The sequence below is a fragment of the Mitsuaria sp. GD03876 genome (assembly GCF_029840635.1).
GTDB lineage: Bacteria > Pseudomonadota > Gammaproteobacteria > Burkholderiales > Burkholderiaceae_C > Roseateles.
The window spans coordinates 41,399-60,501 of sequence record NZ_JAOCCU010000017.1; the positions used below are offsets into that span (position 1 = coordinate 41,399).

12 protein-coding genes and 1 tRNA gene are annotated in these 19,103 nt (G+C 69.9%); 10 read left to right on the forward strand and 3 right to left on the reverse strand.

Translation table 11 applies throughout. From position 1 onward, the window contains the following. The first annotated feature begins 24 nt into the window (after window positions 1–24). Window positions 25–109 (forward strand) — tRNA-Leu (locus N5D62_RS12815). Window positions 110–225: 116 nt separating this feature from the next. Continuing rightward, window positions 226–1,290 carry a LacI family DNA-binding transcriptional regulator gene (locus N5D62_RS12820; protein WP_279758208.1) on the forward strand — a complete coding sequence of 355 codons (1,065 nt, stop codon included), beginning with the start codon at window positions 226–228 and terminating at the stop codon, window positions 1,288–1,290. A gap of 12 nt (window positions 1,291–1,302) precedes the next feature. On the opposite strand, the gene N5D62_RS12825 is transcribed toward N5D62_RS12820, so the two are convergent. Continuing rightward, on the reverse strand, window positions 1,303–2,856 hold the full coding sequence (locus N5D62_RS12825; protein WP_279758209.1) for a tryptophan 7-halogenase: 1,554 nt from the start codon (window positions 2,854–2,856) through the stop codon (window positions 1,303–1,305). 231 nt (window positions 2,857–3,087) lie between these two features. Here N5D62_RS12825 and N5D62_RS12830 point away from each other — a divergent pair, with 231 nt between their 5' ends. From N5D62_RS12830 to glk, 6 genes are all read left to right on the forward strand, one after another. Then, window positions 3,088–5,535: a TonB-dependent receptor gene (locus N5D62_RS12830; protein WP_279758210.1), complete on the forward strand. Its 2,448-nt coding sequence runs from the start codon at window positions 3,088–3,090 to the stop codon at window positions 5,533–5,535. Window positions 5,536–5,546: 11 nt separating this feature from the next. Further along, on the forward strand, window positions 5,547–6,827 hold the full coding sequence (locus tag N5D62_RS12835) for an extracellular solute-binding protein (protein ID WP_279758211.1): 1,281 nt from the start codon (window positions 5,547–5,549) through the stop codon (window positions 6,825–6,827). A 9-nt stretch (window positions 6,828–6,836) separates the two neighbouring features. After that, on the forward strand, window positions 6,837–7,835 hold the full coding sequence (locus tag N5D62_RS12840; RefSeq protein ID WP_279758212.1) for a sugar ABC transporter permease: 999 nt from the start codon (window positions 6,837–6,839) through the stop codon (window positions 7,833–7,835). Continuing rightward, window positions 7,822–8,703, forward strand: coding sequence for a carbohydrate ABC transporter permease (locus N5D62_RS12845; RefSeq protein WP_279758213.1), 882 nt, complete (start codon window positions 7,822–7,824; stop codon window positions 8,701–8,703). Before N5D62_RS12840 ends, N5D62_RS12845 begins: the two co-directional genes overlap by 14 nt. 38 nt (window positions 8,704–8,741) lie before the next feature. Further along, complete coding sequence (locus tag N5D62_RS12850; protein WP_279758214.1) at window positions 8,742–10,187, forward strand: GH1 family beta-glucosidase; 1,446 nt, start codon at window positions 8,742–8,744, stop codon at window positions 10,185–10,187. Window positions 10,188–10,388: 201 nt separating this feature from the next. After that, entirely contained in the window at window positions 10,389–11,384 is a 996-nt protein-coding gene (glk, locus tag N5D62_RS12855; RefSeq protein ID WP_279758215.1) for a glucokinase, read from the forward strand. A 47-nt stretch (window positions 11,385–11,431) separates the two neighbouring features. Here glk and N5D62_RS12860 read toward each other — a convergent pair whose 3' ends face one another. Both N5D62_RS12860 and pstS read right to left on the reverse strand, forming a co-directional pair. Beyond that, window positions 11,432–13,453, reverse strand: a complete 2,022-nt coding sequence (locus N5D62_RS12860; protein ID WP_279758216.1) for a M13 family metallopeptidase — start codon at window positions 13,451–13,453, stop codon at window positions 11,432–11,434. Window positions 13,454–13,610: 157 nt separating this feature from the next. Then, on the reverse strand, window positions 13,611–14,717 hold the full coding sequence (gene pstS / locus N5D62_RS12865; RefSeq protein ID WP_279758217.1) for a phosphate ABC transporter substrate-binding protein PstS: 1,107 nt from the start codon (window positions 14,715–14,717) through the stop codon (window positions 13,611–13,613). Window positions 14,718–15,041: 324 nt separating this feature from the next. Here pstS and N5D62_RS12870 point away from each other — a divergent pair, with 324 nt between their 5' ends. Continuing rightward, the gene (locus N5D62_RS12870; protein WP_279758218.1) at window positions 15,042–17,363 is read left to right on the forward strand and encodes an NADP-dependent malic enzyme; all 2,322 of its coding nucleotides are present in this window, start codon (window positions 15,042–15,044) and stop codon (window positions 17,361–17,363) included. Between the two features lie 306 nt (window positions 17,364–17,669). Beyond that, on the forward strand, window positions 17,670–19,100 hold the full coding sequence (gene pyk / locus N5D62_RS12875) for a pyruvate kinase (RefSeq protein WP_279758219.1): 1,431 nt from the start codon (window positions 17,670–17,672) through the stop codon (window positions 19,098–19,100). The last annotated feature ends 3 nt before the right edge of the window (window positions 19,101–19,103 follow it).

A 19,103-nucleotide genomic window follows, 5' to 3' on the forward strand; every position in this document is an offset into this window, starting at 1 on the left:
TTGACGCGAAGACAAATCCTGAAAGCCCAGGTGGCGGAATTGGTAGACGCACTAGTTTCAGGTACTAGCGGGTAACTCCGTGGAGGTTCGAGTCCTCTCCTGGGCACCAAATACGAAAAGCCGGCCTCGCGCCGGCTTTTCTCATTGGCGCCCAGGTTCGGACTCGACCGCGCGCTCCGGCTTCGTGTCCATATGGCAAAGTCCGGCGAGCTTTCCGGACCGTTCATGCCGCCAATCAAACCCGCCACCATCATCGACGTCGCGCGCGAAGCCGGCGTTTCCATCAAGACGGTTTCCCGGGTGCTGAATCAGGAGCCGGGCGTTCACAGCGAGACGCGGGAAGCGGTGCTGAAGGTCGTGGCCGACCTGAAGTACCGGCCCAAGCAGTCCGCGCGCAGCCTGGCTGGCGGGCGTTCCTTCCTGATCGGGCTGCTGTACTACGACCCGTCCGCCGCCTTCGTCGGCGGCGTGCAGCAAGGCGCGACGCTGCGCTGCCGCGAGGCCGGTTATCACCTCGTCGTCGAGTCCCTGCACAACGACGCCCCCGATCTCCCGATGCAGGTCGACCGCATGGTCTCGGCGCTGCGTCCGGACGGCATGATCCTGACCCCGCCGCTGTGCGACAACCCGCAGGTGCTGAGCGCGCTGCGCGAGAGCCAGACCCCGTGCGTGCTGATCTCCCCGGCCGCCGACGAGCCCGAGCATCCCAGCGTGCGCATGGACGACGTGCATGCCGCCGAGGAGATTACCAACCTGCTGATCAGCCTGGGCCACACGCGGATCGCGATCATCAAGGGCGCGAAGGAGCAGGTCGCCTCCAGGCGTCGTTACCAGGGCTACCTCGCCGCGCTGAAGGCCCACAAGATCGCGCTGGACAAGGACTTGGTGGTGCAGGGCGACTTCACCTTCGACACCGGCGTCGAGGCGGCCTACCAGCTGCTGAGCCGCCGCCAGCGCCCCACGGCCGTGTTCGCGAGCAACGACGACATGGCGCTGGGCGTGCTGGCCGCCGCGCAGCGCCTGGGCCTGTCGGTGCCCGGCGATCTCTCGATCGCGGGCTTCGACGATTCCCCGGCCGCGGCGCGGGTCTGGCCGCCGCTGACGACGGTCCGCCAGCCGATGGACGACATGGCGCGCGCCGCGGTCGAGCTGCTCATCGGCCCGCCGCGCGACGCGGAGCCGGACGAGGCCGCGAAGGTGCGCCACCGCGTGCTCCCGCACGAGCTGGTGGTGCGCGACTCCACCGCCGCGCTGGGCGCCAAGACGGCGCCGCGCGCGAAGAAGGCCTGACGGGCGGCGGCCTCAGGCCGCGCGCCGGTCCCGGTTCCCGAGCATCTGCTCGATCAAGGCCCGGTGCGGCGGCAGGTCCCGCAGCGCGTGCGCACCCAGCTGCGCGATCGTCGCGAACTCCCGGCGCGCCTCCTCGCCGCGCGACAGCGCCGCCGTCGCGGCCCCGAGCGTCGTCTTGAATTCCATCCCGTAGAGCACGTACTGCCAGCTCGCGGGCGGGTACATCTCGACGTCGGTGATGAAGTCCAGCCGCTGCGGCGGCCGGCAGCGCCACATCGCGAGCTGCGCCTTCAGGGATTCGGTCCATGACGCCGGATCGGCGTTGTCGCGCCAGAACGCGCTGTCGGTGCGCTGCGTCAGCGCGTAGTGCAGCTTGATGAAGTCGACGACCCGCGCGTAGCGCTCCTTCATGAACGCGTTGAAGTGGCGGGCCACCGGCGCCATGTCGCCGTCGAACGGGAACAGCTGGCCGATCAGGTAGGCCGCCGTCTCGATGAGCCCGATCCCCGACGACTCCAGCGGCTCCAGGAAGCCGCCGGACAGCCCCACCGCCACGCAGTTCTTCACCCACTGCGTCTCGCGATACCCGATGTCCAGCGTGAGCTTGCGCGGCGTCAGCGCGTCGCCGGCCGGGCCGACGTAGCGGCGCAGCGTGCGTTCCGCCTCCTCGTCGTCGCCATGCCGGCTGCTGTAGACATGGCCGATGCCGCGGCGCTCCTGCAGCCCGATGTCCCAGATCCAGCCGTGCTGTTGGGCGCTGGCGATCGTGTACGAGGCGATCGGCGCGTCGGGTCGCGCGTACGGCACCTGCATCGCCATCGCGCGGTCGACGAAGAGCACGTCGCGCATCGACTTGAACGGCGATCCGAGCGCCTCCCCGATCAGCCGCGCGCGGAAGCCGCTGCAATCGATGTAGAGCCCGGCCGTCAGCGTGCCGGCCTCGCGCGTGTGGACCGCGGCGATCGCGCCCTGGTCATCGAGGTCGACGCGATCCACCGTCGCGATCACCCGCTTCACGCCGAGCGCCTGGCCGTGCTCCGCGAGCAGCGCCGCGAATCGTCCGGCGTCGAAGTGATAGGCGTAGTTCAGCGGACCGAGGTAGTCGCCGTCGGCCGCGCGCTTGGGGCCGTGCCGCGCGTCGGCCACCGCCTTCTGCAGCGTCGCCGCCTCGGCGAAGGCGCGTCCCTCGCCCGCCTCGCCCATCAACCAGTACGGCAGCAGCTCCGGCGCGCCGGGGCGCTGGCTCGGGAAGCTGAAGGGGTGGAAGTAGTGATCGGCGCCGGGTGTCCCCGGCGCGCGCACCCAATGCTCGAAGCGGATGCCCTGCTTGTAGGTCGCCGAGCAGGCCTCGAGGAAACGCGACTCCGGGATCCCGATCGCCGACAGCGTCCCCCGGATCGAGGGGAAGGTCCCTTCGCCGACGCCGATGATGCCGATGTCGCTGGACTCCACCAGCGTGATGCGCACGCCGCCGCGCGCGGTGCCGAGTTGCCGCGCGAGGAACGCGGCGGTCAGCCAGCCGGCGGTGCCGCCGCCGACGATGAGGATGTCCTGGATCGCTTGCATGGCGCTGTCTCCTTGGGGGCCTGTGCCGGCCCTCGATGCATGGGGGGTGTGCGCGGGATGCTCGATGAACAGCGGCTCGCCGGCACTACGGGTAAATGATAGTGAGCAAAATGACAACGATGTCAACCGACCCGTTGACAACGTTGTCATGCGTTGCCTACGATGTACTCAAACTACAAGAACAAGCCCCCGGAACAGAGCTTCACTTCAAGAGCCCACCCTGGAGACAACATGACTGACCGCCTTATCCGCCGGCCGCGCCTTGGCCTGGCTTCGCCCGTCCAGATCGCCGTGCTCGCGCTGCTGGCCGGCGCCGCGCACGCCCAATCCACCGAGTCCCCCGCGCCGGCGCCGCAGGCCGAGACCGCTTCGCCTTCCGCCGCCACCGCCGACGCCAAGGAAGGCAAGGCGCTGCCGCAGGTCGTCGTGACCGCGACCAAGCGCACGACCTCGCTGCAGAAGACCCCGATCGCGGTGACCGCGATCAGCTCGTCCACGCTGGACGACGCCCACGTCAAGAGCATGCTCGACGTGTTCAACCTGGTGCCCAGCATGCAGGGCACGGGGCAGGGCGACCACGGCATCGTCAGCATCACGCTGCGCGGCATCGGCAACGACTCGGCCAAGACCGAGTACGCCGACCCCGAGGTCGCGCTGTTCGTCGACGGCGTCTTCGCGCCGCGCCCCGAGGGCGCCGCGACGATGCTGTTCGACCTCGACGGCATCGAGGTGCTGCGCGGCCCGCAGGGCACGCTGTGGGGGCGCAACTCCACCGTCGGCGCGATCAACATGAAGACCGCCAAGCCGGTGCTCAAGGACAGCTCCGGCTACATCGAGGGCGGCACCGGCAGCTACAACCGCCTGGGCGTCAAGGGCGCGGTGAACGTGCCGCTGGCCGACACGCTGGCGATGCGCGTGGCCTTCATCCACGAGCAGCACGACGGCTACGTCGACTACCAGAAGCCGACGCAGTACACGCTCGCGCAGCAGCAGGCGGCCTACAACGCGGGCAACACCGGCGGCACCTTCCCGCCGTTCCAGCCGATCAACTACAACCTGTTCGTGACCGGCGGGCCCAAGTACAACGCGCAGGACCAGACCGCCGCGCGGCTGAGCTTCCTGTGGCAGCCGGTGAAGGCCTTCCGCTGGGACGTGTCGGTCGAGCAGTTCGCCGACCGCGGCACGCCGGCGATGAGCCTGATGCAGACGCCGCGCGCCGGCGAGAAGCTCTGGTCCGCGCTGATCGACACCGCGCCGACGCTCAAGCGCGACTCGACCTCGATCCGCAGCCGCATGGAGTACGACCTGGGCGGCATGGCGCTGGCCTACGTCGCGGGCTACACCCACTTCAAGGGCTCGGGCACCTACGACCAGGACCTCGGCGTGCAGATGCCGACCAGCTTCACCACCGGCGCCAACCACCAGGAAGACAACACCGTCTGGACCAGCTACCGCAGCCAGAGCCATGAACTGACGCTGCAGAGCACGCAGAAGCAGGCGCTGGAGTGGGTGCTGGGCCTGTACTACGCGGCCGAGGACAACGGCATCCGCTTCGACATCCCGATCATCAACGGCACCCAGCAGGGCACCGTGGGCTGGCAGGGCTCGTTCATCCAGCCCAAGGAGACGGTCGATTCCAAGGCCGCCTTCGGCCAGGCGACCTGGAACGTCAGCGACGCCTTCCACCTGACCGGCGGCCTGCGCTACACGCACGACGACCGCAAGAACATCGGCGGCCGCGGCTGGACCTGGAACAACGACCCGACCGCGCCGCAGATCCCGCTGAACCCCACCATCGACCCGACCAACCCGGCCAACGGCTACATCGCCGGCAACATCAACGACGCGCACTACACCGGCTCCAAGACCACCTGGCTGGCGCGCGCGGCCTACGACATCGACAAGAGCTCGATGGCCTACGCCAGCGTGTCCACCGGCTACAAGTCCGGCGGCACCGGCGACGGCGGCCTGCCCTACGGCCCGGAGACGCTGACCAACTACGAGGTCGGCTACAAGACCTCGCTGCTGGACGGCCGCATGACGTTCAACGTCAGCGCGTACCACATGAAGTTCAAGGACTTCCAGTTCAGCGCGCCGGTGATCGTCAACGGCAACCGCCAGTTCGCCTACTCCAACGCCGAGGGCGCGAAGGTCTCGGGCATCGAGCTCGAGACCGCCTGGATGGTCACCAACGACGACAAGCTGATGCTGTCGGCCTCGTACACGAAGACCAAGCTCGGCGCGCTGGTGGCGGCGTCCAACGACTACCAGCTGCCGGCCTGCACCGAGCCCAACCTGACCGGCTCCTGCCTGAACGTGACCGGCAACGAGCTGCCGCACGCGCCCAAGTTCGCGCTGCAGCTGATGTACGAGCACGTCTTCCCGCTGTCCAACGGCGACCAGATCGCGCCGCGCATCAACTTCCACTACCAGACCGCCAACTGGCTGTCGGTGTTCAACCTGGGCGACGGCGACCGGCAGAAGGCCTATTCGACGGCCGACGTCAGCGTGCGCTACACGTCGAAGAAGAACTGGTACGCCGATGCCTTCGTGCGCAACGTCTCGGACGAGAAGATCAAGACCAGCGCCGGCAGCGCGGTCAGCTTCGCCAATCCGGTCTGGACCGCGCAGTACGCCGCGCCGCGCACCTTCGGCGTGAACGTCGGCTACACCTTCTGAGCGACGTGACGATGGGCCACGTGCATCGGCGGACCGCGGCGCGCGCGCTGCTGGCCGCCGGCCTCGCGGCCGCCGTGCCCGGCACGGCCTTCCCCGCGACGCGCGCGCCGGACACGGTGCTGCGCGTCGCCACCTTTCCCGATCTCGACCGCGCCGCGATCGCGGCCGCGCCGCGCTGGCGCGCGCTGCATCCGGCGGTCGAGCTCAAGCTGCTGTCGATGCAGTACGCCGACCACCACCTGTCGATGACGACCGCGCTGGCCACCGGCTCCGGCCTGCCCGACGTGATGGCGATCGACCTGCGCTACATCGGCAAGTTCGCCGGCTCCGGCGGCTTCCTCGACCTGAACCAGGCGCCGTTCCATGCCGCCGCGCACGCCGACGAGTACGTCCGCTTCGCGATGGCGCAGGGCGCCGGCCCGGGCGGCGCGCAGGTCGCGATCCCGGCCGACATCGGCCCGGGCACGCTGATCTACCGCAAGGACCTGCTGGACCGCGCCGGCGTGTCGGAGGCGGAGATCACCCGCGACTGGTCCGCCTACCTGGCCGCCGGCGAGCGCATCCGCAAGGCCACCGGCGCCTACCTGATGGCCGACGCGGCGGACCTGCGCGACATCGCGCTGCGCCAGGGCCTGCAGGACGGCGAGGGCCTGTACTTCGACGCCGAGGGCCGCGTGCTGGTCGAGTCGGCGCGCTTCCGTCACGCCTTCGAGCTCGGCCGCGCGGCGCGCCGTGCCGGCCTGGACGCGCGCGCGATCGCGTGGACCAACGACTGGGCGGCCGGCTTCAAGCAGGGCCGCATCGCCACGCAGATGATGGGCGCCTGGCTGGTCGGCCAGCTGCGCAACTGGATCGCGCCCGGCACGGCGGGTCTGTGGCGCTCGGCGCCGCTGCCCGGCGGCGTGCGGGCGGCCTACGGCGGCTCGTTCTACGCGATCCCGAAGAAGGCCGCGAACCCGGCGGCCGCCTGGGACTTCATCCGGCTGATGACGGCCGATCCGCAGGTCCAGCTCGAGTCGCTGAAGGTGCTCGACAGCTTCCCCGCGCTGCGCTCGGCGCATCTCGACCCGGTGATGGACGAGCCGATCGCCTTCCTCGGCGGACAGCGCGCGCGCCAGCTCTGGCGCGAGACCGCCGCGCGGATCCCGGCGATCCCGGTCAACCGCTTCGACGCGCTGGCCACGACGGTGATCCGCGACGAGTTCGAGCGCGTCGTCGCCAAGGGCAAGGCCATCGCCGAGGCCCTGGCCGACGCGCGTTTCCTGATCGAGCGCCGCGCGCGCCGCCGCTGAAGGCCCCCGATGCGTGCGCTCCGCTCCCTGCTGCTCCGCCTCGCGTCGCCGCGCCTGCCCGCGCTGCGCTCGCGCAAGCTCGCGCCCTACCTGTTCATCGCGCCGTTCTTCGCGCTGTTCCTGGTCTTCAGCCTGTTCCCGCTGCTGTTCTCGATCTTCCTGTCGCTGCAGCAGTGGAATCCGGCCGAGGGCCTGCACACGATGCATTGGGTCGGCCTGGAGAACTACGGCTACGCGCTCACCGACCCGTGGTTCTGGGACGCGCTCTACAACACCGCCTGGTTCGCGCTGGTCGCGGGCCTGCCGCAGCACCTGGTGGCGCTGCCGCTGGCCTTCTTCATCCACCGCCGGATCAAGCGCGGCCGCGACCTGGTCGTCGGCGCCTACTTCGTCCCGTACATCACCTCCAGCGTCGCGATCGCGCTGATCTTCTCCACGCTGTACTCGAAGGACTACGGCCTGATCAACGCCGCGCTGGCGGAGCTGACGCGCATCCCGTTCATCGGCAGCCCGCTGGCCGCGCTGACGGCGGTGAAGGACGGCGGCATCGACTGGCTCGGCGACGCCGACGTGACGCGGCCGGCGGTGGCCTTCGTCGTGTTCTGGCGCTACCTGGGCTGGAACCTGGTGCTCTACCTGTCGGGCCTGCAGGTCATCGACAAGGACCTCTACGAGGCCGCGACGCTGGACGGCGCGAGCGAGTGGCAGCAGTTCCGCCACGTCACGCTGCCGCTGCTCAAGCCGATGATGTTCTTCGCGGTGACGCTGACGATCGTGGGCAACCTGCAGCTGTTCGAGGAGCCCTTCATCCTCGTCGACGGCGAGAAGGGCGTCGCCTCGTCGGTGATGACGACGGCGATCTTCATGTACCGGACTGCGTTCTCGGACGGCGACTTCGGCACCGCGTCGGCGATGTCGTGGCTGATGTTCGTGCTGATCGCCGCGCTGACCTGGGTCAACGCGAAGCTGTTCGGACGCGACGCGGGAGGCGGCCATGGCGCGCGCTGACATCGCCCGCCCGATCGTCGGCACCACCGTCCGGCGTGGCGCCGGATCGACGGCGCGCCGGCCCTGGCTGGCCTGGCTGATCGTCGCGGCCGGCGCGCTGGTGCTGGTGTCGCCGCTGTACTTCACCTTCGTCTTCGCGACGCACGGCCGCGCGGAGATCTTCGACACGCCGCCGCCGCTGTGGTTCGGCGACGCCGCGCCGTCCAACCTGCGGCTGCTCGAGGAGCGCCTGCCGTTCTGGCGCAACCTCGGCATGAGCCTGTACGTCGCGTCGATGACGACCGCGCTGAACCTGCTGCTGTGCGCGCTGGCCGGCTACGCCTTCGCGATCTACCGCTTCCGCTTCCAGCGCGCGCTGTTCGCGGTCGTGCTGGGCTCGATGATGCTGCCGGCCTTCCTGCACATGATCCCCAGCTTCATGGTCATGGACGCGTTGGGCTGGATCGACGAGCCGCGCGCGCTGTACGTGCCGGCGGCGGCCAGCGCGCTGGGCATCTTCCTGATGCGGCAGTACATCGGCTCGGCCATCCCGCGCGACCTGATCGACGCCGCGCGCATCGACGGCTGCGGCGAGTTCCGCATCTTCTGGTCCGTCGTGCTGCCGCTGCTGACGCCGGCGCTGGGCACGCTGGGACTGATCACCTTCATCGCCAGCTGGAACAACTTCGTCGCGCCGCTGGTGGTGATGCGTTCGGCCGAGCACTACACGCTGCCGCTGGCGCTGCGCTCGATGCAGGCGCCCAACAACACCGAATGGGGCGCGCTGATGATCGGCAGCGCCATCGCGATGGCGCCGCTGCTGGTCGCCTATTTCTTCAGCGCCCGGCGCCTGGTCGCCGGGCTCACCTCGGGGGCGGTGCGCGGCTAGGGCCGCGCCGCGCCCCCCGCTCCGGACGCGCCCACGCCATGTCCTCCTCTTCCTCCCCGACCCCGTCGTCCCCGACGACATCGACGACCTCGACCCTCACCACCATGCACGCGAACGACGCCACTCCCGCCGCCGACACCGCCACCCTCCAATCGCTGATCCAGTCGCTGCCGGCGGACTTCCAGTGGGGGTCCGCCACCAGCGCCGCGCAGATCGAGGGCGCGGCCCGCGAGGACGGCAAGGGCGAATCGATCTGGGACCGCTTCTGCGCCCAGCCCGGCCGCATCAAGGACGCCTCCACGATCGACGTGGCCTGCGACCACTACCGCCGCTATCCGGAGGACGTGAAGCTGATGCAGTGGCTGGGCCTGGAGTCCTACCGCTTCTCGTTCTCCTGGCCGCGGGTGCAGCCGCTGGGCCGCGGCGCGTGGAACGAGGCCGGCTTCGCCTTCTACGACCGGCTGATCGACGAGCTGCTGGCCGCCGGCATCAAGCCCAACGCGACGCTGTACCACTGGGACCTGCCGCAGGCGCTGGACGACTCGATCGGCGGGCTGCTGTCGCGCGACGTGGTGCCGCTGTTCGCGGAGTACGCGGCCGAGATCGCGCGGCGCTTCGGCGACCGCCTGGCGACGATCGCGACGCTGAACGAGCCGTGGTGCTCGGCCACGCTCGGCTACGAGACGGCGCAGTTCGCGCCCGGCCACACGAATCGCGCCGAGGCCTACCAGGTCTCGCACCACCTGCTGATGATGCATGGCGCGGCGATCCAGGCGATGCGCGCGGTGGGCTCGTCCGCGCAGTTGGGCATCGTGCTGAACCACACGCCGTCCTTCCCGGCCGATCCGCTGAGCGAGGCGGACCGACGCGCCGCGCGCATCGACGACGGCACCAACGTGCGCTGGTACATGGACCCGGTGTTCCGCGGCCAGTACCCGGCCGACATCGTCGAGCACCTGGGCGCCGACGCGCCGGTGATCGAGGCCGGCGACCTCGCGCTGATCCAGCAGCCGCTGGACTTCCTGGGCATCAACTTCTACACGCGCAGCGTGCTCAACGGGCGGCAGCAGTTCGTGACGCCGCCGGGGGAGCTGGGCTTCACCGACATGGGCTGGGAGATCTACCCGCAGGCGCTGACGCAGCACCTGCTGCGCATCACCCGCGAGTACACGCCGCCGCCGATCGTCATCACCGAGAACGGCATGGCCAACGCCGACGCGGTCGTCGACGGCCGCGTGCCGGACCAGGCGCGCATCGCCTACCTGCGCGGCCACCTGGAGGCGCTGGCGCAGGCGGTGGCGCTGGGCGCGGACGTGCGGGGCTACTTCTACTGGAGCCTGCTGGACAACTTCGAGTGGAACTCCGGCTACCAGAAGCGCTTCGGGCTGTTCCATGTCGACTACGCGACCCAGCAGCGCCTGGCCAAGGACAGCGCCCACTGGTACCGGGACCTGATCGCGGCCTTCCGCGCGGCGCCGCGCTGAAGGGCGGCATGGCGGCGGCGGCGCCGAGGCGGCGTCGCGGAGGCGCTGCGTTGCGCGGCGCCCGCTAAACACCGGTCGGGCGCGCGGTCGTGGCCGGGGAACGGCGGACGGACTGTGGCAGCATCCGGGGCTTTCGGCGGCGCGCCCGTGACCTCACGGCGGCGCCGCGCGACAGGACGGACCGGTGAAGGAGCACGAGGCATGAGTCAGGGCGACATGGCGCCGACGCGGTTGCTGGCGGACGTGGGCGCGACGCACGTGCGCTTCGCCAGCCAGGGCGGCGAGGCGGAACCGCTCGAGCACCTGGCCCGGTATCCCTGCCGGGACTTCGACACGCTGGCCGACGCGATCTTCTATCACCTGCATCGCGAGGGCCTGCCGACGCCGCGCAGCTGCGCGATCGGCATCGCGACGGCGATCACCGGCGACCATGTCCGGATGACCAACCACCACTGGAGCTTCTCCACCCGCGCGCTGCAGTCGGCGCTGGGGGCGGAGCGGCTGCTGGTGCTCAACGACTTCACCGCGCTGGCGCTGGCGCTGCCTGCGCTCGGGCCGGAGGCGGTGCGGCGCGTCGGGGGCGGCGAGGTCGTCGCCGGGGCGGCGATGGGGCTGGTGGGACCGGGCACCGGGCTCGGGGTGTCGGGCCTGCTGCCGTCGGAGGACGGCACGACGATGGTCGCCGTCGGCGGCGAGGGCGGGCATGCCACGCTCGCGTCGTACGTGCCCGAGGAGCGGGCCGTGCTGGACCTGCTGCACGCGCGCTTCGGCCATGTGTCGGCGGAGCGCGCGGTGTCCGGGCCGGGGCTGGAGAACCTCTACATGGCGCTGGCCGAGTTGCGCGGGCTGCGGCTCGCGCCGGGCGAGGGCCGGGCGGCGCCGGCGATCACCGCGGCGGCGCTGGCGGGCGAGCCGTTCAGCAGCGACGTCGTGGCGATGTTCTGCGCGCTGCTGGGCGACATCGCGGCGCATGTTGCGCTGACGCTGGGCGCGCGCGGCGGGATGTACATCGGCGGCGGCATCGTGCCGCGCCTGGGCGAGTGGTTCGACCGCAGCCCGTTCCGGGCGCGCTTCGAGGCGGGCGGCCGGCTGACCTCCTACCTGCGCGCGATCCCGACCTTCGTCGTGCAGCAGGCCGACCAGGCGCCGCTGCTCGGCGCGAGCCGCGCGCTGGACCGGGACGGTCTCGCGCACTGAAAAAAAAGCGGCCGGGATGACCGGCCGCTTCGTCGTCAGGGATCCGATCACCAGATCCGGATGCGGTCCTCGCTGGACTTGAACATCTTGTCGCCCGGCTTGGTCTTGAAGGCCTCGTGGAAGCCGTCGTGGTTGATCGCGGCACCGTTGGCGCGGAACTCGGCCGGCGAGTGCGGATCCACCGTCAGCAGCTGCAGCCGGCGTTCCTCGCGCGACTTCTCGCGCCAGGCCTGCGACCAGCCCATGAAGAAGCGCTGCTCGCCGGTGAAGCCGTCGATCACCGGCGCGGGCTTGCCGCCCAGCGAGCGCAGGTAGGCCTTGTAGGCGATCTGCAGGCCCGACAGGTCGGCGATGTTCTCGCCCAGCGTCAGCTTGCCGTTCAGGTGCTTGCCGGGGATCGGCTCGTAGCCCTCGTACTGCGCGACCAGCTTCGCGCCGATGGCCTCGAAGGCCTTGCGGTCCTCGTCGGTCCACCAGTTGCGCAGCGCGCCGGTGCCGTCGAACTGGCTGCCCTGGTCGTCGAAGCCGTGGCTGATCTCATGCCCGATCACCGCGCCGATGGCGCCGTAGTTGGTCGCGTCGTCCGCCTTCGTGTTGTAGAAGGGCGGCTGCAGGATCGCGGCCGGGAAGACGATCTCGTTGAGCGTCGGGTTGTAGTAGGCGTTGACGGTCTGCGGCGTCATCAGCCATTCGCGGCGGTCGACCGGCTTGCTGGCCTTGGCGGCCTGGCGCTGCCATTCGAAGCGGGCCGAGCGCAGGCCGTTGCCCACCGGGTCGCCGGCGCGGACTTCCAGCTTGCCGTAGTCGCGCCAGACGTCCGGGTAGCCGATCTTCACCATGTACTTGGACAGCTTGTCCTGCGCCTGCGCCTTGGTGGCCGGCGTCATCCAGGTCAGCTTGTCGATCGAGTCCTTGTACGAGGCCAGCAGGTTGTTGACCAGCTCCAGCATCCGCGCCTTGTCGGCGGCCGGGAAGTAGCGCTTGACGTAGACCTCGCCGACGGCCTCGCCCAGCGCGCCGTTGACGTTGTCCACGGCCTGCTGCCAGCGCGGCTTCTCGCTCTTGGCGCCCGTCAGCGCGGTGCCGTGGAAGGCGAAGTGCGCGTCGCGGTAGGCCTTGGGCAGCGTGTCCGCCGCGCCGTCCAGCACGCGGATGGTCAGGTAGGTCTTGATGTCGTCCAGCGGCACGTCGTTGAGCAGCTTGGCCACGCCGACCAGGTAGCTCGGCTGCGAGGCCGACAGCTTGTCCAGGCCCGGCAGCGAGGCCGCCTCGAAGAAGGCCGCCCAGTCGAAGCCCGGCGCCTTCTGCGCCAGCTCCGCCGGCGTCATCGGGTTGTAGAGCTTGACCGGGTCGCGGTTCTCGACCTTGTCCCACTGCACCTCGGCCAGGCCGTGCTCGAAGGCCATCACGCGATCGGCCACCGCGGCCGGATCCTTCAGGCCCGCCGCCTTGGCCAGCGTCTGGACATAGGCCTTGTAGGCGTCGCGCGCCTTGGACAGGCGCTCGTCGTCCTTCTTGAGGTAGTAGTCGCGGTCCGGCAGGCCGATGCCGCCTTGCCAGGTCAGCAGCCGGTTGACGGTCGGCTCCTTGAAGTCGGCCTCGATGGCCAGCGGCACCGGGGTGTCGACCACGCCCATCTGCTTGCCCAGCCACGCGGCCAGCTGCTGGCGCGTCTGGATCGCGGCGATGCTGTCGAGCTGCGGCTGGATCGGCGCCAGGCCGGCCTTGTCGATGGCCGCCGTGTTCATGTAGGACGCGTAGTAGTCGCCGATCTTCTGCTCGACGCTGCCCGCCTGGCCCTTCTTCTTCGCCAGCTCCTCGATGATGCCGCGCGCGCGCTTGTCGGACAGGTCGCGCAGCTGCACGAAGGCGCCGTACGAGGCCTTGTCCGCCGGGATCTCGGTGGTGGACAGCCAGTGGCCGTTGGCGGCGCGGAACAGGTCGTCCTGCGGGCGGACCTGCTTGTCGAAGCTCTTGAGCTCGAGGCCCGATTGCGGCGGGGCCGCCATCGCGAGACCGCCCAGCTGCATCAGCAGGGCGAGGGTGGTGAGGCGCAGTGCGTTCTTCATCGCTGTCATGTCTGGAGTGCCGGCCTGGCTCGGCGAGGCCGTCAGCCTATGCCAAAGGCACCCCCATGACGAAAGGCATGACCCCCGGGGAAATACCACGCGGCGCGCGTCTTCACGCCGCGTTCACGCCGCTCGCGGAGGAGGCGGCCAGGACGGCTCAGAGCGCCAGGTACGGCGGCAGCTTGCCATCCTGCGGCCGGACCGCGGCGAAGCGCGCGGCGAGCTTGGACTGCAGCGCCACCGGCAGCGGCGCGAAGCCGGTGCCGCGGGTCAGGTCGTCGCCGTGCATGAAGCACCAGTAGAGGAAGCTCATCACCGGGCCGGCGCTCTCGCCCTTGGCCGGCGACGCGTCGATCAGCACGAAGCTGGTCATCGTGATGGGCCAGCTGTCGTTGCCTTCGCGGTCCATCAGCGAGGCCAGGTCGTCGCCCTTGCGCGAGAGGTCGCTGTTGGCGATGGCGGACTTGAAGCCGGCTTCGCCGGCGGCGACCCACTGGCCCGCCGCGTTGCGCAGCCGCACGCCGTTGAGCTTGTCGCGCTGCACGCGGTCGTAGCTGACGTAGGCCAGCGTGCCGGCCGCGGCCTTGAGCGCCTTGGCCATGCCGTCGTTGCCCTCGGCGGCCTCGACCTCGCCGGGCCACTTCGGCAGCGGGCTCGCGCCGACGTCCTTGGCGAAGGCCGGGGAGACGGCGCTCAGGTATTTGGTGAAGCCCTCGGTCGTGCCCGACTTGTCGGCGCGCACGATGCGCCGGACCGGCAGCGCCGGCAGCGCGACGCCCGGGTTGAGCGCGGCGATGCGGCCGTCGTTCCACTTCGCGATGCGGCCCGCCATCAGCTCGGCCAGCAGGTCGCCGGAGAGCTGCAGCCGGCCCTCGGGCACGCCCGGCAGGTTCACGACCGGCACGATGCCGCCGACCAGCATCGGGATCTGGATCAGCCGGCGCTTGGCCAGGTCGTCGGCCACCAGCGGCGAATCGCTGCCGCCGAAGGCCACGCTGCGCGCGGTGATCTGCTTGACGCCGTCGCCGGAGCCGGTCGGCTTGTAGGCCACGGGCTGGCCCTTGGATTTCTCGTAGGCCGCGGCCCAGCGCGTGTACACGAGCGACGGGAACGAGGCGCCCGCCCCGGCCAGCGCGGCGGCGGCCTGCGCGGACGCGGCGGCCGGGCCGAAGGCGGCGGCGAGCGGGACGGTGAGCGGGGCGAAGGGCAGGGCGGCGGTCAGGCGCAGCAGCGCGCGACGCGGGAGGGAGCGTTGGACAGGCACGGTGGGAGGCTCAGGGCTTGGACGAGGGCGGGCGGGATTCTAGTGAGCGCGTTCCTCGCCCGCCGTGACCGATGCACGGCTGCGCGCACTTGCCGTCCGATCTCGGGGGATCGCTCTAACTTGAGGGCAAATCCCGATGCGCGCTTCATCGCGTGCATGGGCGATTGCCATCTTTGCATGGGAGTTAAAGCTGAATTCATCGCGTCGCGGGAAGCGCAGGATTAAGCTCGGCGCCCCCCGGCACCGTTACCGGACGATTACAGGCGCCTTCCCTGCGCGCCACCGGACGCCGCCGGGGCCCCTTTCATCGCGACGGAGATTTGCATGACCGACAAGAACGACGGCCTTGGCCTGAGCCCCGCCGAGGCCGCACTGCGCGAGGCGGCGCTGGACTATCACCGCACCCCGACGCGCGGCAAGATCGCGGTCACCCCGACCAAGCCGCTGGCCAACCAGCGCGACCTGTCGCTGGCCTATTCCCCGGGCGTGGCCTATCCCTGCCTGGACATCGAGAAGGACCCGTCGCTGGCGGCGGAGTACACCTCGCGCGGCAACCTGGTCGGCGTGGTCACCAACGGCACCGCGGTGCTGGGCCTGGGCGACATCGGCCCGCTGGCCGCCAAGCCGGTGATGGAAGGCAAGGGCTGCCTGTTCAAGAAGTTCGCCGGCATCGACGTCTTCGACATCGAGCTCGCCGAGCGCGATCCCGACAAGCTGGTCGAGATCATCGCGGCGATGGAGCCGACGCTGGGCGGCGTGAACCTGGAGGACATCAAGGCGCCGGAGTGCTTCTACATCGAGAAGCAGCTGAGCGCGCGGATGAACATCCCCGTCTTCCACGACGACCAGCACGGCACGGCGATCATCTCGAGCTCGGCGCTGCTCAACGGCCTGGAGCTGGTGGGCAAGGACATCGGCGCGGTGAAGGTGGCGGTGTCGGGCGCCGGCGCCGCGGCCATCGCCTGCCTGGACGTGATGGTCGGCCTGGGCGTGAAGCGCGAGAACGTCTTCGTCGTCGACTCCAAGGGCGTGATCCACAGCGAGCGCGCCGATGCCGCCAAGCTCGATGAGTCCAAGCGCCGCTACTGCCAGATCACGCCGGCCCGCACGCTGGCCGACGTGGTCAAGGACGCCGACGTGTTCCTGGGTTGCTCGGCCGCCGGCGTGCTGACCGGCGAGATGGTCAAGACCATGGCGCGCCAGCCGATCATCCTGGCGCTGGCGAATCCGGAGCCGGAGATCCGTCCGGAGCTGGCCAAGGAAGCGCGGCCGGATTGCATCGTGGCGACCGGCCGCTCGGACTATCCGAACCAGGTCAACAACGTCCTGTGCTTCCCGTACATCTTCCGCGGCGCGCTGGATTGCGGCGCGACCAAGATCACCGAGGCGATGAAGCTGGCCTGCGTGCGCGAGATCGCGGCGCTGGCCAAGGCCGAGACGCCGCCGGAAGTCGCCGCCGCGTACCCGGGCCAGGACCTGGCCTTCGGCGCCGACTACATCATTCCCAAGCCCTTCGACAGCCGGCTGATCCTGCGCATCGCGCCGGCGGTGGCCAAGGCGGCGGAGGAGTCCGGCGTCGCGACGCGGCCGATCCAGGACATGGCGGCCTACCGCGAGCAGCTCTCGCGCTTCGTCTACCAGACCGGCATGTTCATGCGTCCGGTCTTCGCCGAGGCCAAGGCCCATCCGGCGCGCGTCATCTACGCCGAGGGCGAGGATGAACGCGTGCTGCGCGCGGTGCAGGTGGCGCTGGACGAAGGCCTGGCCCGCCCGACGCTGATCGGCCGGCCCGAGGTCATCGCGATGCGCCTGAAGCGCGCGGGCCTGCGCCTGAAGCTGGGCGAGGACGCGGCGGTGATCGACCCCGAGAACGATCACCGCTTCCGCCAGTACTGGGAGGCGTACCACCACGCGATGGGCCGCAACGGCTTCACGCCGGAGATGGCCAAGGCGGCGGTGCGGCGCTCCAACACGACGATCGGCGCGCTGGCGATCCAGCTCGGCGACGCGGACGCGATGATCTGCGGCCTGGTGGGCCGGTTCGACTCGCACCTGGAGCATGTGAAGGACCTGATCGGCCTGAAGGCGGAGGTGTCGAACTTCGCGACGATGAACGCGCTGATGCTGGAGCAGCGCACGCTGTTCATCGCGGACACCTTCGTCAACGACGACCCGACCGCGGAACAGCTGGCCGACATCGCCGCGCAGGCGGCCGAGGAGCTGCAGCGCTTCGGCCTGCCGCCGAAGGTGGCGTTCCTGTCGCACTCGATGTTCGGCAGCAGCAAGCGGCCGTCGGCGATCAAGATGCGGCAGGCGCGCGACCTGTTCGCGGCCCGTCATCCGGACATCGAATGCGACGGCGAGATGCACGGCGACGCGGCCTTGTCGGAGGACGTGCGCGGCACCTTCCTGCCGGACTCGACGCTGAAGGGTGCGGCCAACCTGCTGGTGCTGCCGACGCTGGATGCCGCGAACATCCTGTTCAACGTGCTGAAGATCGTCGGTGGCCAGGGCGTGACGGTGGGTCCGATCCTGCTGGGCGCGAAGCGTCCGGTGCACATCCTGACGCCGTCGGCGACGGTGCGCCGGATCGTCAACATGACGGCGCTGGCCAGTGCCGACGTGAAGGCGCAAGGCGTGAAGTGACGCGAAGCTCGGTGCTGCTGGGGAGGCATGGCCACCCCCGGCGACGAGCTGAGCGAGGGGCGCGCGGAGCGCGCCTTCAAGACTGACTGGGCGCGGACTGTTTGAGGGCAGAGAGCCGAAGGCGAGCGGACCGAGTTGGGCGCCCCTCGCGAGGGACGAGTCGCCGGGGGTGGACATGCCTCCGGCGCCTGGCCGATGCAGGAGGCGACCGTTGGAAACCGTTCCGTAACTCCCGGAAACCGTCCCACGGTCGCATTAGCGCCTCATAATCGACCGCTGTAACTAAATTTCAGACAGAGACAAGTCATGTCCCGAGCCACCAAGATTGTTGCCACCCTGGGTCCTGCGTCTTCTTCGCCGGAGGTGCTGGAGAGGATGATTCAAGCGGGTGTCGACGTGGTGCGGCTGAATTTTTCGCACGGCAAGGCGCAGGATCACATTGACCGGGCGCGGATGGTGCGTGAGGCGGCTGCGCGGGCGGGGAAGCAGGTGGCGATCATGGCGGACCTGCAGGGTCCGAAGATCCGGGTGGGCAAGTTCGAGAACGGCAAGATCGAGTTGGTGAACGGCACGCCGTTCGTGCTCGACGCCGATCGCACCGAGCCCGGCAACGAGATGGTGGTGGGCCTGGACTACAAGGAGCTGCCCCGCGACGTGAAGCCGGGCGACACGCTGCTGCTCAACGATGGTTTGCTGGTGCTGACGGTCGAGGCGGTGCGCGGTTCGCAGGTGCACACGATCGTGAAGCAGGGTGGTGAGCTGTCCAACAACAAGGGCATCAACAAGCAGGGCGGCGGCCTGACGGCGCCGGCGCTGACCGGCAAGGACATGGAGGACATCAAGACCGCGATGTCGTTCCAGTGCGAGTACCTGGCGGTGTCCTTCCCGAAGAACGCGACGGACATGGAGATGGCGCGCCAGCTGGCCAACGTGGCCGGCGAGCCGTATCGCCACAAGCCGGGGATGATCGCCAAGATCGAGCGCTACGAGGCGATCCCGCACCTGGAGGCGATCCTGAAGGCGTCCGACGGCATCATGGTCGCCCGCGGCGACCTGGCGGTGGAAGTCGGCAACGCCGCGGTGCCCGCGCTGCAGAAGCGCATGATCAAGATGGCGCTGGAGCTCGACAAGGTCTGCATCACCGCGACGCAGATGATGGAGTCGATGATCGTGAACCCGGTGCCGACGCGCGCCGAGGTCTCGGACGTCGCCAACGCGGTGCTGGACGGCACCGACGCGGTGATGCTGAGCGCCGAGACCGCCGCGGGCCGCTTCCCGGTGGAGACGATCCAGCAGATGGCCGCGATCGCGCTCGAGGCGGAGAACGCCGAGTTCGTGACGCTGGACACCGATTTCGCCAACCGCCAGTTCGGCCGCATCGACCAGTCGATCGCGATGGGCGCGCTGTTCACGGCGCACCACCTGGGCTGCAAGGCGATCGTGGCGCTGACCGAGTCCGGTTCCACCGCGCTGTGGATGAGCCGCCACCGCATCCACGTGCCGATCTTCGCGCTGACCTCGCAGGTACTGACGCAGCGCAAGATGGCGCTGTATCGCAACGTCACGCCGCTGCTGATGCCCAACTTCAACGACCGCGACGAGGCGCTCAAGGCGGCCGAGGACCTGCTGATCGAGCGCGGCGTGCTGATGCCGGGCGATACCTACGCGATCACCTGCGGCGAGCCGATGGGCTACCCGGGCGGCACCAACATGCTGAAGGTCTGCCGCGTCGCCTGACGC

Bases quoted from the DNA above. Each gene is read 5' to 3' on its own strand.
- N5D62_RS12820 (WP_279758208.1), top strand. From the start codon at position 226: ATGCCGCCAATCAAACCCGCCACCATCATCGACGTCGCGCGCGAAGCC.
- N5D62_RS12825 (WP_279758209.1), bottom strand. From the start codon at position 2,856: ATGCAAGCGATCCAGGACATCCTCATCGTCGGCGGCGGCACCGCCGGC.
- N5D62_RS12830 (WP_279758210.1), top strand. From the start codon at position 3,088: ATGACTGACCGCCTTATCCGCCGGCCGCGCCTTGGCCTGGCTTCGCCC.
- N5D62_RS12835 (WP_279758211.1), top strand. From the start codon at position 5,547: ATGGGCCACGTGCATCGGCGGACCGCGGCGCGCGCGCTGCTGGCCGCC.
- N5D62_RS12840 (WP_279758212.1), top strand. From the start codon at position 6,837: ATGCGTGCGCTCCGCTCCCTGCTGCTCCGCCTCGCGTCGCCGCGCCTG.
- N5D62_RS12845 (WP_279758213.1), top strand. From the start codon at position 7,822: ATGGCGCGCGCTGACATCGCCCGCCCGATCGTCGGCACCACCGTCCGG.
- N5D62_RS12850 (WP_279758214.1), top strand. From the start codon at position 8,742: ATGTCCTCCTCTTCCTCCCCGACCCCGTCGTCCCCGACGACATCGACG.
- glk (WP_279758215.1), top strand. From the start codon at position 10,389: ATGAGTCAGGGCGACATGGCGCCGACGCGGTTGCTGGCGGACGTGGGC.
- N5D62_RS12860 (WP_279758216.1), bottom strand. From the start codon at position 13,453: ATGAAGAACGCACTGCGCCTCACCACCCTCGCCCTGCTGATGCAGCTG.
- N5D62_RS12870 (WP_279758218.1), top strand. From the start codon at position 15,042: ATGACCGACAAGAACGACGGCCTTGGCCTGAGCCCCGCCGAGGCCGCA.
- pyk (WP_279758219.1), top strand. From the start codon at position 17,670: ATGTCCCGAGCCACCAAGATTGTTGCCACCCTGGGTCCTGCGTCTTCT.